Below are 14517 nucleotides of genomic sequence, written 5' to 3'. Positions count from 1 at the left end.
CTATTCCTTTTAAGTTATATCGTACTTATTGATATGATTAATGGGTTTGTCATATTAAATTATGGAAAGCTACCCATTAGCCAGTTGTTTAAGCTAGTTCTAATATTTTTGATTTTTTTAAGGTTGTTAAAATCAAAAGACATATATTTTATTGCTGTTTTATTAATTGTATTTCAGATTGGACCCCTATCTGGTTTTATGAAAACAGGAGACTTTTCGGCCCTTTTTAATGACATAATTGTTTCTGCTAAGTGGTTCAATGTACCGCTAAGTTTTTTTTACTTTAAAAACCTATTTCAGGGGCGTTATTTTCCCGACCTTAATAAAAAGATAAAACTTATAATATCAAGATCTTTTGGGCTCATTGTATTTAATATTTTTTTAGGAGCACTTGGTTTTGGGATGGCTTTTTACAATCATGGCTTTAACAACCCAATAGGAACGAAAGGATATATATATGCTGGAAATGAATTAACCATCTTGACTTTGGCTTTAGCCTTTATAATAGGGATTTACGTTTGGCAGAAAAAAAACTATAAAATGTATGGTGCGTTTTTCCTTTTTTTTCTCACACTATCTTTTTTCATTACTTCCAAAACCATTATTGGAGGAACAATATTAGTTTTTATGATTCCGCTGATTTGCTCAATTAAATATAGCATAAAAAAGAAATGGATTAATTTGATTTGGATAGCTGGTTTTTTTGGTATTCCAGTGCTAAGTGTTTTGATGTATGTTGGAATTACAGAATCTGGTATTATTGATAAATTGGAAAATTCCTTACTGCGTAATGACAACAACATAATTACTGTTATTCTCTCAAATAGAAATAATTTCATCGAAAAAGGATGGGATGCGTATAAGAACTTCCCTTTTGAGGGAAAATTATTTGGGTATGGGCAAAATTATCATCTCGAGTTATCTGGTCATTTAGCAGAAATTGATTTTTTATCATTATTGTTTGCCTCAGGAATTTTTGGCTTAGTAACATTACTTCTTACTATTTTTTATTGGCACATGAATGCTAGAAACTTAAAACGTAATAAAAATGGATACCATTACGCAAAATTTATATTAGTATTTCTTTGGTTTCTTATAGTGGTGGCAAACTTATCTGGACATATTTTTGGCTCCGGGATAGCGGGCTTTTTCATTGGGCTATCTCTATCACTCATGTTTTTTAAGACTAATAATAGGTTAGATGCGTAAATATTTCAGCCTTGAAAAAACAACATATTACTGTCTTTTTCTAGCCGTAATATTTCTTCCTTTAAAGACTTCATTTAGTAATCTTTGGGTCATAATTTTAATCTGTATTAGTGTAGGGTCATTGTTAACAGGGAAACGAATAAACAGAGTTCTTATTCAGAGACCAATATTATTTTTAGGATCAACAGTTGTTTTATTTCTACCATTTATTATTGGCACACTTTATTCACCATACTTAGATAAGGCAATGCTACAAATAGGCAAATGTATTTTTTATTTATTGTTGCCTATTTTATTGTTGAGAACAGATATATCTAAAATTAAAACCTTAGAATGGGCAACAAAAGGGCTGGTGTTTGGATCGGGCATTAGCATGCTTTATTTGCTATCAATTAATACCTACAGATTTATTTATGCAAATTTGCCGTTGCTTAAGCTGTTAAGCTATGATTATGTAGGAATGAAATTTATAGAACCTCTGGGCAGCATGCATCCTATCTACCTTGGAAGTTATTTTTTATTAATGCTAACTTTATTATGGAGAACTACGTATAATCTTAAAAAAGGAGTAAAAATAGGCTTAACCATGTTAGTAGCCTTGAGTTTATTGTTCTTAAATTCAAGGGTTATTTTTTTCATAGGAATACTATTACTTATTTTTTCGGCTTTCAAATACTTATCAGTTCAGAAAAGCATGATAGCTTTAGGTATCATTTTATTATTCACTTTATTTGGGAGTTTTTTTTTAAAGAACACATATGTTTATAATAAGCTTGTTAATGGGACCAGATGGGAACTTAATGATAATGTTGCAAGTACAAATACTAGTTCTAATATAACAGCAGATTCAAGAATGTCAAGATGGTTAGTGAGTATTAATTTAATAGAACAAAGACCTATTTTTGGCTATGGCTGTGGCTCAGCGAGATTATTATTGAACCAAGAATATAAAGTAAGAGCTATGCGAACTTCCCTTTCTAACAAGTATGATTCGCATAACCAATACTTAGGTTATAGTATCGAATTTGGGTTATTTGGGTTAAGTTTTTTGTTAATATATATAGGGTTCAATTTATATTTATCTTTTAGGATAGATGATTTTCAACTTACTGCTTTTATAATAATTATCGCCATAATATGTTTATTTGAAAATTATCTTATTAGAAACATGGGTATTAATTTCGTGGCACTTTTTGGAACAATCTTTTTAATTAACAATAACAAAAATGATTAGAAAGTTTTTTTATTTTATTTATATAATCTTATTGAAGGATACCCCGGAAGATTATAGGCCTTACGCTTTGTTTTTTCCAAGATTAAGAAATTGGATGGTTAAAAGGTATCTAAAAAAATCAGGAAAGAAAATAAGGGTAAAGAAAGGAGCTGAAATCTCTTTAAACTCTACTATTGGCAATAACACAGAATTAGGAACAAGATGTATGATACAAGCCAATGTATATATCGGGGATGATGTTATTATGGGGCCAGACGTCAAAATATACTCAAGAAATCATAAGTATAGCAATTTGGAAATACCAATAAGATTGCAAGGCAAAGATTATTTTAAAACCTTTATAGGCAATGATGTTTGGTTAGGGGCAAATGTCATAGTTACTGCAGGGTGTAAAGTTGGGAATCACGTCATAGTCGCCGCTGGAGCGGTAATTACTAAGGATATTCCTGATTTTGCAGTCGTAGGCGGTGTTCCTGCCAAAGTAATAAAATTTCGGAATGAGCAATAGGGTTTCTTTGATTTATTTACTTGGAGCTGGAAGAAGTGGTACAACCTTGCTTGCAACTGTCTTGAACAACCATCCAAAAATCAAGACATTAGGGGAGATGCATCAGTTTTTTGAGCATTTAGAGCATAGTAGACCCTGTTCTTGTGGCGTTCCGCTTAATGTGTGCGATAATTGGTCTCCAATTATCGAAGAGCTAGGTTATACTAAAAAGGATGTAGTTGATATAATTAAACTAACCAAGAAAAAGCAAAAACATAAGAACATTCTAACCTTATTGTTATTTAATAAAAGTCAACCAGAGTATATCAAAATTCAAAATTCAATTTTTGAAAAGATAAATAATAAGCTAGGGGACAAATGGCTTTTAGATTCATCAAAATATATAGCCCGTTATTTAATGCTAAAACAGAGCGAAATCAATAAAATAAAGGGAATTTATATGGTAAGGGATGTTAGAGGAGTAATAAACTCCTTTTCAAAAAAAGTGCAGACCACCAAAACACCAGTATCTACAATTGTATATTATTATTTAATCAATTTCTTTGGTCAGATAGTTTGTTGGTTAGATAAAGATGTTATTAAAGTGAAATATGAGAATTTCACTGAGAATACGGAAGAAACATTAGTTGAAATTTACAATCATATCTTTGATTTAGATTTACAGGGATATCAATTAGAAGAAACATATGAAATTCCGCACATTGTTGGGGGTAATAGATTAAAAAGTAGTGGCAAAATAAGAATAAAAATAGATGATAAATGGAAAAAGAATATATCTAGGCCAAAACAAATAATTTACTATATTTTATCTTTCCCGTTAATGATTTTTAATAGGTATAAAGTTTAATAATGAATATTTTTATTACACTGGATTATGAGCTTTTTTTTGGAAAAAATAGTGGTTCCTGTGAGAAATGCATTATTGAGCCAACTAATGCTCTACTAAAAATAGTTGATCTTTATCAAATAAAATTTACATGTTTTGTTGACGCAGGTTATTTAGTAAGATTGAATAACCAAAAAGATGAATTTCCGCAATTGGCTAAAGACTGGAATAGAATAACCGACCAAATAAAATATTTATCAGCAAATGGTCATGGTATAGAACTACATGTCCATCCACATTGGGAAGATTCTTTTTTCAATGGAAAAGAATGGATTTTTGATACATCACGTTATAAACTTTCAGATTTTAGTGAAGAGAAAATATTAGATATTATAACAAGATATAATTCTATCCTAAAGGAAATTACAGATATAGCGCCAGTTGCGTTTAGGGCAGGTGGTTGGTGTGCGCAACCTTTTAAGAAAATAAAAAAGGCGTTAGAAGCTAATAATATATTTATAGATAGCACCGTTTATCCGAATGGTTTATACAAATCAGAACATCAGTTTTTTGATTTCAGCCGTGTTTCTCAATTTTCAACACAATATCGGTTTTCTGAAGACTTAACTGTTGAAGATCCCAATGGAAAGTTTACAGAAATACCTATTAGTTCAATTAAGGTTAACCCATGGTTTTTTTGGCGTTTTGTAATTATAAAAATATTCAAGAAAAAAAAGCACATTCCTTATGGTAATGGAAACGCAATATCCTTGTCAAAAAAACAGATAATACGGTTGTTGAGTAAATCTTCATATAGTGTTGTCTCAATAGATGGTTTTAAGGCAAGTTATATACTCCGAGCATTTAAAAAATATCAAAAGAATACTGATAAAGATGGTAATTTTGTTTTGATAGGCCATCCTAAATCATTTACTCCTTACTCCCTTTATAAAGTAAAGCAATTTATAAAAACCTCAGCAAAAATTAATAATTATACAACATATAGAGAATTATTTAAAAACTGATTTTAATTAGTCTTAAAAGCTGCGGTCACGCCTTGGTTGAAAAATTATTTTCACTTACATTAAGAAATGGACAAGATAAAAATAGTTGGTAGTTATATTCATAATCTTAACATGCAAGAGACTTTGAAGGTAGTTGAGGATTCTATTTCTCAAGGTAATCATCTCCATCATGTAGTTGTAAATGCGGGTAAGATTGTAGAAATGCAAAAAGACGTTCAGCTAAAACAAAGTGTGAACAATAGTGATTTAATAAATGCTGATGGACAAGCTGTAGTTTGGGCTTCCAGAGTACTTGGTAAGCCGTTAAAAGAAAGAGTTGCTGGAATAGATTTAATGGAAAACTTGGTGGAATTAGCCCATCAAAAACAATATAAGATCTTTTTCTTTGGAGCTAAGGAAGATGTCCTTACTAAGGTTGTCGAGAATTACTCTGAAAAATATTCCCCAAATATTATTGCTGGTTATAGAAACGGCTATTTCAATAAACATGATGAAGAACAAATAGCAGTTGATATTTCTAATAGCGGGGCAAATATTTTATTTGTTGCTATTAGTTCGCCAACAAAAGAGAATTTTTTGTATCAAAATAAGGCAATACTAAAGAAAGTGAATTTTATCATGGGTGTTGGAGGAAGTTTTGATGTTGTGTCTGGAAAAGTCAAAAGAGCTCCTCTTTGGATGCAAAATGCGGGCTTGGAGTGGTTTTATAGATTTATTCAAGAACCCAAACGAATGTGGAAGCGCTATCTAGTTGGAAACAGTAAGTTTATTTTTTTATTGATTAAAGAGAAGTTAGGCTTTTAATATCTTTACTCAATCTAACCTCTAGAATGTTTTTTAAACAACATCGATATTCAAACCTAATTACCCCTGTTTCATACGGAATAGATTTAAGTATCATAAATCTTTTTCTTTATGCACTTCCTATTAATTTTCAGACCCCTTACCTGATTCATACATACATATCTCTATGTTGGATAGTTTTATCGACCAAAAACGAATTTTATGGAATATATCGTTTTACCAAAGTGGCATATATTTTACGTCTTATATTTACCCAATTCGTCTTTTTCTTCTTGATACTTTATGCTTTTATTGGGTTCTTTAAGCAGCCTGTGATAAGTAGACTTGCCCTTGGCCAGTATTTCATTTATGTATTCATTGCTATTTCATTTATTAAGTTTTTGAGTTATTTATTGTTGATGGAATATCGGGAACGTGTCAAAGGTAATTTGCGTAACGTAGTGGTTATAGGAGAGAACAAAAAAACGAATCAATTGGTTACTGTTTTTAAAGAAAGAAGTGAGTTTGGATATAGTTTTTTGAGGCAGTTTTCTCCTAAAAAAGAAAATTTCGATTTAGAAAATTGCTTTCGGTTTATCATTGATAATATGGTGGATGAAATTTATTGCTCCATTTCTGAGCTAAAAAATGATGAATTGACACAATTTATAAATTTTGCCGACAACAATTTGAAAACCCTAAAGTTCATTCCTGATAATAAGAATGTCTTTTCAAAAAAATTGAAGTTTGAGTATTACGATTATATACCCGTACTCTCATTACGAGATATTCCACTTCATAATCCTATTAACTCTTTCTTGAAAAGAAGTTTTGATGTTTTATTCTCACTAGTGATAATTTTAGGTCTTTTGTCTTGGTTAACGCCAATATTGGCAATTTTTATTTCATTAGAATCTAAAGGACCTGTCTTTTTTAGACAAAGGCGAAATGGGGTTGACAATAGAGAGTTTTATTGTTACAAGTTTCGATCAATGGCTCCAAATAATGATGCAGACAATTTTCAAGCCACCAAAAATGATATGCGTGTCACTCGGTTAGGTAAGATTTTAAGAAGAACAAGTATTGATGAACTGCCGCAATTTTACAATGTGCTTTTTGGCACGATGTCTGTTGTTGGGCCAAGGCCTCATATGGTCAAACATACTAATGAGTATTCTGACAAGGTTGACAAATATATGGTGAGGCATTTTGTAAAACCGGGCATTACTGGTCTTGCCCAGGTTAGGGGTTATAGGGGCGAAATAGAGTATAATGCTGATATTTTAAATCGTATTAAGTTCGACATATTTTATATTGAGAACTGGTCATTGTTCTTGGATATCAAAATAATTTTTCAAACCGTTCTTAATGCAATAAAAGGAGAGGCTAAAGCATACTAAAAAATGAAAAGAACCCTAATAACCGGCGCAGCAGGCTTTTTGGGATCACATCTTTGTGATCGATTTATAGCAGAAGGTCATTATGTTGTTGGAATGGATAACTTAATTACCGGAGATTTTAAGAATATTGGACATCTTTTTGAAAATGAGAATTTTGAATTTTCGCATCATGATGTGACTAAATTTGTTCATACCCCTAGCGACTTAGACTATATTCTTCACTTTGCCTCGCCTGCAAGCCCTATTGATTACTTAAAGATTCCTATTCAAACCTTAAAAGTTGGGTCGTTGGGGACTCTTAATTTGCTTGGCTTAGCAAAAGAAAAGAATGCTAGAATTTTAGTAGCTTCTACTTCCGAAGTTTATGGGAATCCCTTGGTACATCCCCAAAATGAAGAATATTATGGTAATGTGAGTCCTATTGGTCCTAGGGGCGTTTATGATGAGGCAAAAAGGTTTATGGAGTCAATTACCATGGCTTATCACCGCCATCACGGATTAGAAACACGTATTGTCCGTATTTTCAATACCTATGGCTCTAGAATGCGATTAAATGATGGCCGTGTAGTTCCTGCTTTTATGGGTCAGGCATTACGCGGTGAAGACTTAACTGTTTTTGGAGATGGCTCGCAAACAAGATCGTTCACTTATATTGATGATCAAGTTGAGGGAATTTTTAGATTGCTTATGAGTGATTATGTAGAACCAGTAAACATTGGTAATCCCGATGAAACGACAATCAAGGAATTTGCAGAGGAAATAATCAAACTCACGGGAACCGATCAAAAGATTATCTATAAACCATTGCCACAAGATGACCCTTTGCAAAGACAACCTGATATTACTCGTGCTAAAGAAATATTGGGGTGGCAACCAAAAGTACACCGCTCTGAAGGGCTTAAGAAAGTCTTTGAATATTTTAAATCTTTATCCTCGGAAGAATTACAAAAAAAAGAACATCGTAATTTTTCAAAAAATTCGTGACGTAAGAATTTTTCAAATCCTATTTTTGCCAAAATTTAGATAATGAACATCCTTATTTTAGGTTCTGGTGGTCGGGAACATGCACTAGCTTGGAAAATAGCCCAAAGTCCTATTCTGAATAACCTTTTTGTTGCTCCAGGCAATGCAGGGACTGACGAAATTGCAGAAAACATTCTCATTTCAGTAAATGATTTTGATTCGATAAAGAAAGTAGTGCTAACTAAGAGTGTGGATATGGTTCTTGTTGGTCCTGAAGACCCTTTGGTAAATGGAATCCATGATTTCTTTTTGAATGATAAGGAGTTAGAAGATATTTTGGTCGTTGGCCCTCAAAAGCTTGCAGCAACCCTCGAGGGGAGTAAAGAGTTTGCAAAAGAATTCATGATGCGCCACAATATTCCTACTGCCGCCTATCAAAGTTTTGGGAAAGATGATTTAGAAAAGGGATATCGCTTTTTAGAGTCATTGACACCTCCTTACGTACTCAAAGCAGATGGACTTGCAGCCGGAAAAGGCGTACTGATTTTAAATAATTTAAATGAGGCAAAAGAGGAACTCAAAACGATGTTGGTCGATGCCAAGTTTGGCGCAGCTAGTGCAAAAGTGGTTATAGAAGAGTTTTTAGATGGAATCGAGCTGAGCTGCTTTGTTTTGACCGACGGCACAAACTATAAAATATTACCAGAGGCAAAAGACTATAAGCGCATCGGAGAAGGTGATACTGGCCTAAATACTGGCGGTATGGGGGCTATTTCACCGGTTCCCTTTGCGGATAGGGCCTTTATGGACAAAGTAGAAGAGCGTATTGTAAAACCAACTATAGAGGGCTTAAAAAAGGATGATATTCCTTATGTTGGGTTTATATTCATCGGATTAATTAAAGTTGCAGGTGAACCTAAGGTAATCGAGTATAATGTTCGTATGGGTGATCCTGAAACCGAGGTGGTGATTCCTCGTATCAAAAATGATTTGGTTACGGTTTTTGAAAGCTTAAAAAACCAATCTTTGAACGAAATAAATTTAGAAATAGACGACGACAGGGCAGCGGTTACCGTGATGACAGTTTCAGGGGGCTACCCAGAAACCTACGAAAAAGGAAAAGAAATTACAGGTCTTGAAAACACCAACGATTCAATACTATTTCACGCAGGTACGACTAAAAAAGAGGATAAAGTGGTAACCAATGGAGGTCGCGTTATAGCAGTAACATCCTACGGGGAGAGTTTCAAAGAGGCCTTGTCGACTTCATATAAAAGTCTGAATCAATTTGATTTTGAAGGGAGATACTATCGAAAAGATATTGGATTCGATTTATAAAACAAAAAACTTAAAGGGACGAGACTATAAATAAGAATGTGAAGTAATGCTCTTATCTTCTTCGCTATTATCATTAAAGATTTTCAATTGGCCCATCCAATAAACAAAAGCCACTAAACCAATAATCATAAACAACCAGTTCACCATATTTGAAGACCACCAGCTTTCCATAAACCTAAGTAAATCAAAGGGTGCGAAAAGAACATTTACAAATAAGTCTTCTATACCGTAAAAAAATGCTTTCATCTTAGCTATATTTATATTGCAAAAATACGAAAAGCATAAATGATTTCAAGTTTTTTTAGTAAAACAAAACCTATTAACTATTTAGTCATTTTAGGCTTTTGCATATTGATTTATGTAATTCTTATATTGGTTTCATCACAAGACTTATTTGAGAACAATCTCTTTCCGCAAAAATCCACTAGCCTTTTCTTTATATTACTGACGTTTTTTGCAATAAACCCAACACTTAAAGCCGATAAACTAGCCGAATTAAGCTCATTTACCATGCTTTTTTATGCCATGCTACTAGCTGTATTTTTACCGGCTTTGCTCAGTGATAAAGCTATCGTTAGCAATTTTTTGATTTTGATGGCATCGGATAAAGTTTTAGCATTAAAATTTGATAAACGTGTTATCTATAAGATTTTTGAAGCTTCCTTATTTGTTTTTTTGTCCAGTATTTTGGTGGAATGGACTTTAGTGTTTTTAATTCCAATTTTTTTTGGTATTTATATCTATTCAGCAGCTCAGCTCAGAAATTGGTTGATGCCGTTTGCGGCATTAGTGGTTTTCATAATGGGTGTTATGGCGTATATGGCTCTCTTTAATGATTGGAGTTTTGTTGAAAACCATTATACCTTTACAATAAACACCAGTTTTGACTACGGCACATACATAAACATTGTTTGTTATTTGATTCTGACCTTGACAATCATCTTCATAACCTTAGTAAAACTTGGCAATCGCGGTATTGGCCGTATACTTTCCTTGCGTATCCTGTTAGCTTATTTTGTAGCCGCATTTTTGGTAATTTTCTTATCAAGAGAGTACGGTCGCTATGTAGTTTTATATACTTTTTTCCCCACCTCTGTTTTTTTGACCAATTATTTTGAGACGATTAGAAACAAAAGATTTAAGGAGGCTTTACTTAGCATTCTTATAATTGGTTCTTTGGTTATATCAGTTTTCCACCTGACTCAATAATGTATCTTTGCAAAAAATTCAATCATAATGTTCAGTACGACAGCGAATAAGATTTTTCAAGAAACCATTGAGGTATATCATATTGTTGATAGCGTTGATCAAACCTTTCAGAATCCTTACGATAAAAACAGTATAGAACATCTTTTATACCGCAAAAATTGGATTGACACGGTACAATGGCACTATGAAGATATTATTAGGGACCCAAATATCGACCCTACTAATGCACTGGCCTTAAAGCGAAAAATAGATGCTAGCAACCAAGATAGAACAGATCTTGTGGAATATGTAGATAGTTATTTTTTAGAAAAATATCGAGATGTTGAAATTGCAGATAATGCAGGAATTAATACAGAAAGCCCTGCATGGGCCATTGATCGTTTATCTATTTTGGCCTTGAAAATTTACCACATGCAAGAAGAGGTTGACCGAAAAGATGCAACACAAAGCCATATAGAAGCCTGTTCAAAAAAGTTGAGTATTCTCCTAGAACAGCGAAAAGACCTATCTACTGCTATTGATATTCTTCTTGACGATATTGCGACTGGCAAAAAGTATATGAAAGTCTATAAGCAAATGAAGATGTATAACGATGATGAATTAAACCCAGTTTTGCGTGGGCAAAAAGGCTAATATTAATCACATTTTGATTATCCGCCTGTCTGCAATGGGCGATGTAGCTATGCTGGTTCCATGTGTTTTGGCACTTACCGAAAAGTATCCATTGCTTAATATCACCATTCTTACCAGAGAAAGATTTATGCCCATTTTTGAGAATATTCCTAGGGTTTCTTTTTTTTCTGCTGAGGTAAAAACTAAACATAAAGGGATATTGGGTTTGTACCGTTTATATAAACAGTTATCTGCTTTACAAATAGATGCTGTAGCGGATACTCACAATGTATTACGCAGTTCTATTTTAAAACTTTTTTTTAAGGTTAGGGGTATTCTATTTGTTCAGGTCAATAAAGGCAGAAAAGAAAAAAAATTACTTGTTCAAGAGAAAGACAAAGTTTTCAAACCTTTAAAGACCACTCACCAACGCTATGCTGATGTTTTTAAGAGACTCGGTTTTCCTATCACCCTTTTGAACGATAATGTATTGGTAAAAGTAGCTTTGCCGAAACGGATTTTACCCTTGGTAAATGAGTCGGAAAGCTTAGTGGCCATCGCCCCTTTTGCAGCTTATAAAAGTAAAATGTACCCTTTGATATTAATGGAAGAAGTAATCAAAAAGATATCTCAGTATTCAAATGTCAAGATACTATTGTTAGGTGGAGGTAAAAAAGAAGTAGAAATCTTAGACAAGATAGCTGAAAAGCTTGGAGACAATGTTGTCAATGTGTCTGGCAGATTGTCTTTTGAACAAGAGCTTGCCCTTATTTCGAATTTAAGGGTAATGTTGTCCATGGACAGTGGTAATGGTCATTTGGCCGCTAACTACGGTATACCTGTGATTACACTTTGGGGAGTTACCCATCCCTATGCCGGGTTTGCACCTTTTGGTCAATCTGAAGAGAATTCTCTTTGTGCAGATAGAAGTCAATATCCTTTAATTCCAACTTCAGTATATGGGAATAAATTTCCTGCAGGATATGATAAAGCAATGGAGAGCATTAGTCCAGATGATGTTTATCAAAAAGTGGTTAGTGTACTGGAGAAAAATGATTAAGCTGTTATTTTTTGTGATATTGAATGAAAATAGTAGCGCAATTGTTGTAAGAACTGTTGACTTAAAGTTCTTGTATTACCCTCTACCATTAAGGTTCTAATGCCAAAATAAGACGAAATAACGTGATTTGCGGCACTTTCACAATCAATATGATGGTTTACATAACCATCTAACTGTCCTTTTCTAAGTAGTGTGCCCAAGTTAATCTCCCATATTTTTAAAATATCCAATAGATATTTATTAATTCTAGGATTTCGGTTATTGAATTCGTTCATGAAGTTAGATAGCATAAAACCATAATCAGTCGTGCTTTTTGTAACCTTGTCCATTTCATTTTCAAACATGTCAAGTATCAGAGAAAAGGGGTTTTGTTTGTACGAAACAGGCTCAATCAACAGGTCTAGGGTACGCTGTAATATTAAGTTCTGGGCGATACTGATGAAAAAATCTTCTTTTGATTGAAAATGATATTTGAAAACTGCTTCAGTAGTTGATAGGTCTTTGAGAATATCGGTAAGTGAGGTATTGTAATAGCCTTTCTTATAAAAAAGCTCAAGGCCTTTTGCTCTCATAAGATGGAGCATTTTACTATTTTCTAAATTGATTTCCATAAGATTTGGTTTCTATGAATTCGTATACTAAGTAGGTTTGTTTTACAAAGTTCAGAATTACGAATTGTAGGATAAATCTTATGGGTTTATCGGTATTTAAAATCGATGTGAGGTCATAAAAAAGACGATTTAATGAAAATTCACAAATGACCGTTTCAGATTACCGATAAAAATTGTTTTTAAACGAAGGCTTAGATTATTTAGCCAATTGATTTCTAAAAGAGCTCAAAGTTAAAATGAAACCTTTTGGTTTGAAATTAGAAAGATTTCAATTAATTTAAGGATACACTTGAAATTCATATACCTATGACATTTTTGGAGTTTTATAATATTGTTTTAGGGCAAAATAAGACTGACAGAGACTTGTCTTTTCCAGTAGAAAAGGTATTCTTTCAAAAAGGGCATGTTATTACGGCCTATGAAGAAGTTGAACATTCAGTATATTTCATCAATAAAGGAATAATAGAGTTGAGTATCAAAAGCTATATGACAGAGAAAGTTATAGACTTTTTTTTTGACAATGAAATGGTTGCTAGCTTAACTTCATTTCTTCAACAGACCCATAGTGATGTAAAATTGACTGCTTTGACGAATTGCGAGTTGGAAATGGTCAAATATGAACATTTGGATAAGGCTTATGAGCATGATTTGGACATTAACCAGTTCGGAAGAAAAATCATGGAAGGAGCATATATTCGAAAATCAAACAGGGAAAAAGCCTTACTTACCAAAACAGCAGAAGAGATTTATGCAGAAATGTTCAAAACGCATCCAAACTACATTTCTCAAATACCAGTTAATAAAATTGCCAAATATCTAGGGATTCACCCCGAGAGCTTGAGCAGAATACGTAAAAAATTAAATTCCTAACATAGGTCAAGTCCATTTTTTAGTAAAAGATTTTATGCACAACTAGTTTTGCACCAAAATTTTAAACTAAAAAATTATGGAAAATTTCATCAATCAATTGCCCTCGCCATGGGCAATACTATCAGACCCTATTTCTTTAATCGTGTATGTCATTTTTGGAGGATTGTTTCTTTGGGAAACACTGGTTCCAGCTAGGCAATTACCTAAAATACGCTATTGGAAACTAAAAGGGTTACTTTTCTTTCTGGCATATATGCTGCTAACCACCTATATTCCGTTATTGTGGGATGGTTTTCTGGCACCTTATCAAATTATGGATTTAAGCTCTTTAAGTGTACCATTACAGGTGGTCTTAGGTGTTATTTTATTCGAATTGGTACAATACGGATGGCATATAAGCATGCATAAATCTGATTTTCTTTTTAGGGTATCGCATCAGATGCACCACAGTGCCGAACGATTGGATGTGCCCAGTACTTTTATGTTCAGTATAAATGATATGATTGGGCTTTCTTTTGTAGGATCATTAAGTTTTACCCTGCTTATGGGGCTATCACCACAAGCGATTACCATCATTATCCTAGGCTTAACCTTCTTAGGGATTTTTCAACATGCGAATATTAAAACACCAAGGTGGCTGGGTTATATTGTTCAAAGACCTGAAAGCCATTCGCTGCACCATGCGAAAGGAGTACATCGGTATAATTATACCGATTTGCCTATAATCGATATGATTTTTGGGACGTTTAAAAACCCAAAATATTTTGAAAAAGAGACAGGATATTATTTGGGAGCCTCCGAAAAATTTTTAGATATGTTACGTTTTAAAGACGTGACCAAGAAATCTTAATACCTTTAAAGAATGAAAC

Annotated in this window: 16 protein-coding genes; 14 read left to right on the top strand and 2 right to left on the bottom strand. The window is 33.2% G+C overall.

Annotated features, from left to right (window positions below; translation table 11 throughout):
* Nucleotides 1–123 precede the first annotated feature (123 nt).
* The 9 genes from RM706_RS04345 (at nt 124) to purD (ending at nt 9286) form a co-directional block, all read left to right on the top strand.
* Complete coding sequence (locus RM706_RS04345) at nt 124–1209, top strand: O-antigen ligase family protein (RefSeq protein ID WP_311349803.1); 1086 nt, start codon at nt 124–126, stop codon at nt 1207–1209.
* Nucleotides 1202–2443, top strand: a complete 1242-nt coding sequence (locus tag RM706_RS04340; protein WP_311349802.1) for an O-antigen ligase family protein — start codon at nt 1202–1204, stop codon at nt 2441–2443. Before RM706_RS04345 ends, RM706_RS04340 begins: the two co-directional genes overlap by 8 nt.
* Nucleotides 2436–2951 (top strand): acyltransferase, encoded by a 516-nt coding sequence (locus tag RM706_RS04335; protein WP_311349801.1) that lies wholly within the window; start codon nt 2436–2438, stop codon nt 2949–2951. Before RM706_RS04340 ends, RM706_RS04335 begins: the two co-directional genes overlap by 8 nt.
* Complete coding sequence (locus RM706_RS04330) at nt 2941–3798, top strand: sulfotransferase (protein ID WP_311349800.1); 858 nt, start codon at nt 2941–2943, stop codon at nt 3796–3798. Before RM706_RS04335 ends, RM706_RS04330 begins: the two co-directional genes overlap by 11 nt.
* Before the next feature lie 2 nt (nt 3799–3800).
* Nucleotides 3801–4802 carry a polysaccharide deacetylase family protein gene (locus RM706_RS04325; RefSeq protein ID WP_311349799.1) on the top strand — a complete coding sequence of 334 codons (1002 nt, stop codon included), beginning with the start codon at nt 3801–3803 and terminating at the stop codon, nt 4800–4802.
* Between the two features lie 66 nt (nt 4803–4868).
* Nucleotides 4869–5606: a WecB/TagA/CpsF family glycosyltransferase gene (locus RM706_RS04320; protein WP_311349798.1), complete on the top strand. Its 738-nt coding sequence runs from the start codon at nt 4869–4871 to the stop codon at nt 5604–5606.
* Nucleotides 5607–5632: 26 nt separating this feature from the next.
* Entirely contained in the window at nt 5633–6985 is a 1353-nt protein-coding gene (locus tag RM706_RS04315) for an undecaprenyl-phosphate glucose phosphotransferase (RefSeq protein WP_311349797.1), read from the top strand.
* 3 nt (nt 6986–6988) lie between these two features.
* The gene (locus RM706_RS04310) at nt 6989–7969 is read left to right on the top strand and encodes a UDP-glucuronic acid decarboxylase family protein (protein WP_311349796.1); all 981 of its coding nucleotides are present in this window, start codon (nt 6989–6991) and stop codon (nt 7967–7969) included.
* A 42-nt stretch (nt 7970–8011) separates the two neighbouring features.
* On the top strand, nt 8012–9286 hold the full coding sequence (purD, locus tag RM706_RS04305) for a phosphoribosylamine--glycine ligase (protein ID WP_311349795.1): 1275 nt from the start codon (nt 8012–8014) through the stop codon (nt 9284–9286).
* Between the two features lie 24 nt (nt 9287–9310).
* Here the strand turns inward: purD and RM706_RS04300 are convergent, their stop codons facing one another.
* On the bottom strand, nt 9311–9532 hold the full coding sequence (locus RM706_RS04300; protein ID WP_311349794.1) for a DUF6341 family protein: 222 nt from the start codon (nt 9530–9532) through the stop codon (nt 9311–9313).
* Nucleotides 9533–9571: 39 nt separating this feature from the next.
* Between RM706_RS04300 and RM706_RS04295 the strand changes: the two genes are divergently transcribed.
* From RM706_RS04295 to RM706_RS04285, 3 genes are read left to right on the top strand one after another with little or no spacing between them, the layout of a single operon-like run.
* Entirely contained in the window at nt 9572–10495 is a 924-nt protein-coding gene (locus RM706_RS04295; protein WP_311349793.1) for a hypothetical protein, read from the top strand.
* Nucleotides 10496–10522: 27 nt separating this feature from the next.
* Nucleotides 10523–11128 carry a DUF4254 domain-containing protein gene (locus tag RM706_RS04290; protein WP_311349792.1) on the top strand — a complete coding sequence of 202 codons (606 nt, stop codon included), beginning with the start codon at nt 10523–10525 and terminating at the stop codon, nt 11126–11128.
* The gene (locus tag RM706_RS04285) at nt 11112–12167 is read left to right on the top strand and encodes a glycosyltransferase family 9 protein (RefSeq protein ID WP_311349791.1); all 1056 of its coding nucleotides are present in this window, start codon (nt 11112–11114) and stop codon (nt 12165–12167) included. Before RM706_RS04290 ends, RM706_RS04285 begins: the two co-directional genes overlap by 17 nt.
* Here the strand turns inward: RM706_RS04285 and RM706_RS04280 are convergent.
* A complete protein-coding gene (locus RM706_RS04280) occupies nt 12164–12778 on the bottom strand; it encodes a TetR/AcrR family transcriptional regulator (protein ID WP_311349790.1) in 615 nt (204 codons plus the stop codon). The two genes, RM706_RS04285 and RM706_RS04280, sit on opposite strands and share 4 nt — an antisense overlap.
* A gap of 306 nt (nt 12779–13084) precedes the next feature.
* On the opposite strand from RM706_RS04280, the gene RM706_RS04275 reads away from it, so the two are divergent.
* Nucleotides 13085–13648, top strand: a complete 564-nt coding sequence (locus RM706_RS04275; RefSeq protein WP_311349789.1) for a Crp/Fnr family transcriptional regulator — start codon at nt 13085–13087, stop codon at nt 13646–13648.
* A gap of 76 nt (nt 13649–13724) precedes the next feature.
* Nucleotides 13725–14498: a sterol desaturase family protein gene (locus RM706_RS04270; RefSeq protein ID WP_311349788.1), complete on the top strand. Its 774-nt coding sequence runs from the start codon at nt 13725–13727 to the stop codon at nt 14496–14498.
* Nucleotides 14499–14517 lie beyond the last annotated feature (19 nt).

The organism is Croceitalea rosinachiae (assembly GCF_031846445.1).
Classification (GTDB): domain Bacteria; phylum Bacteroidota; class Bacteroidia; order Flavobacteriales; family Flavobacteriaceae; genus Croceitalea; species Croceitalea rosinachiae.
This window is presented reverse-complemented; position numbering and strand designations above follow the sequence as displayed.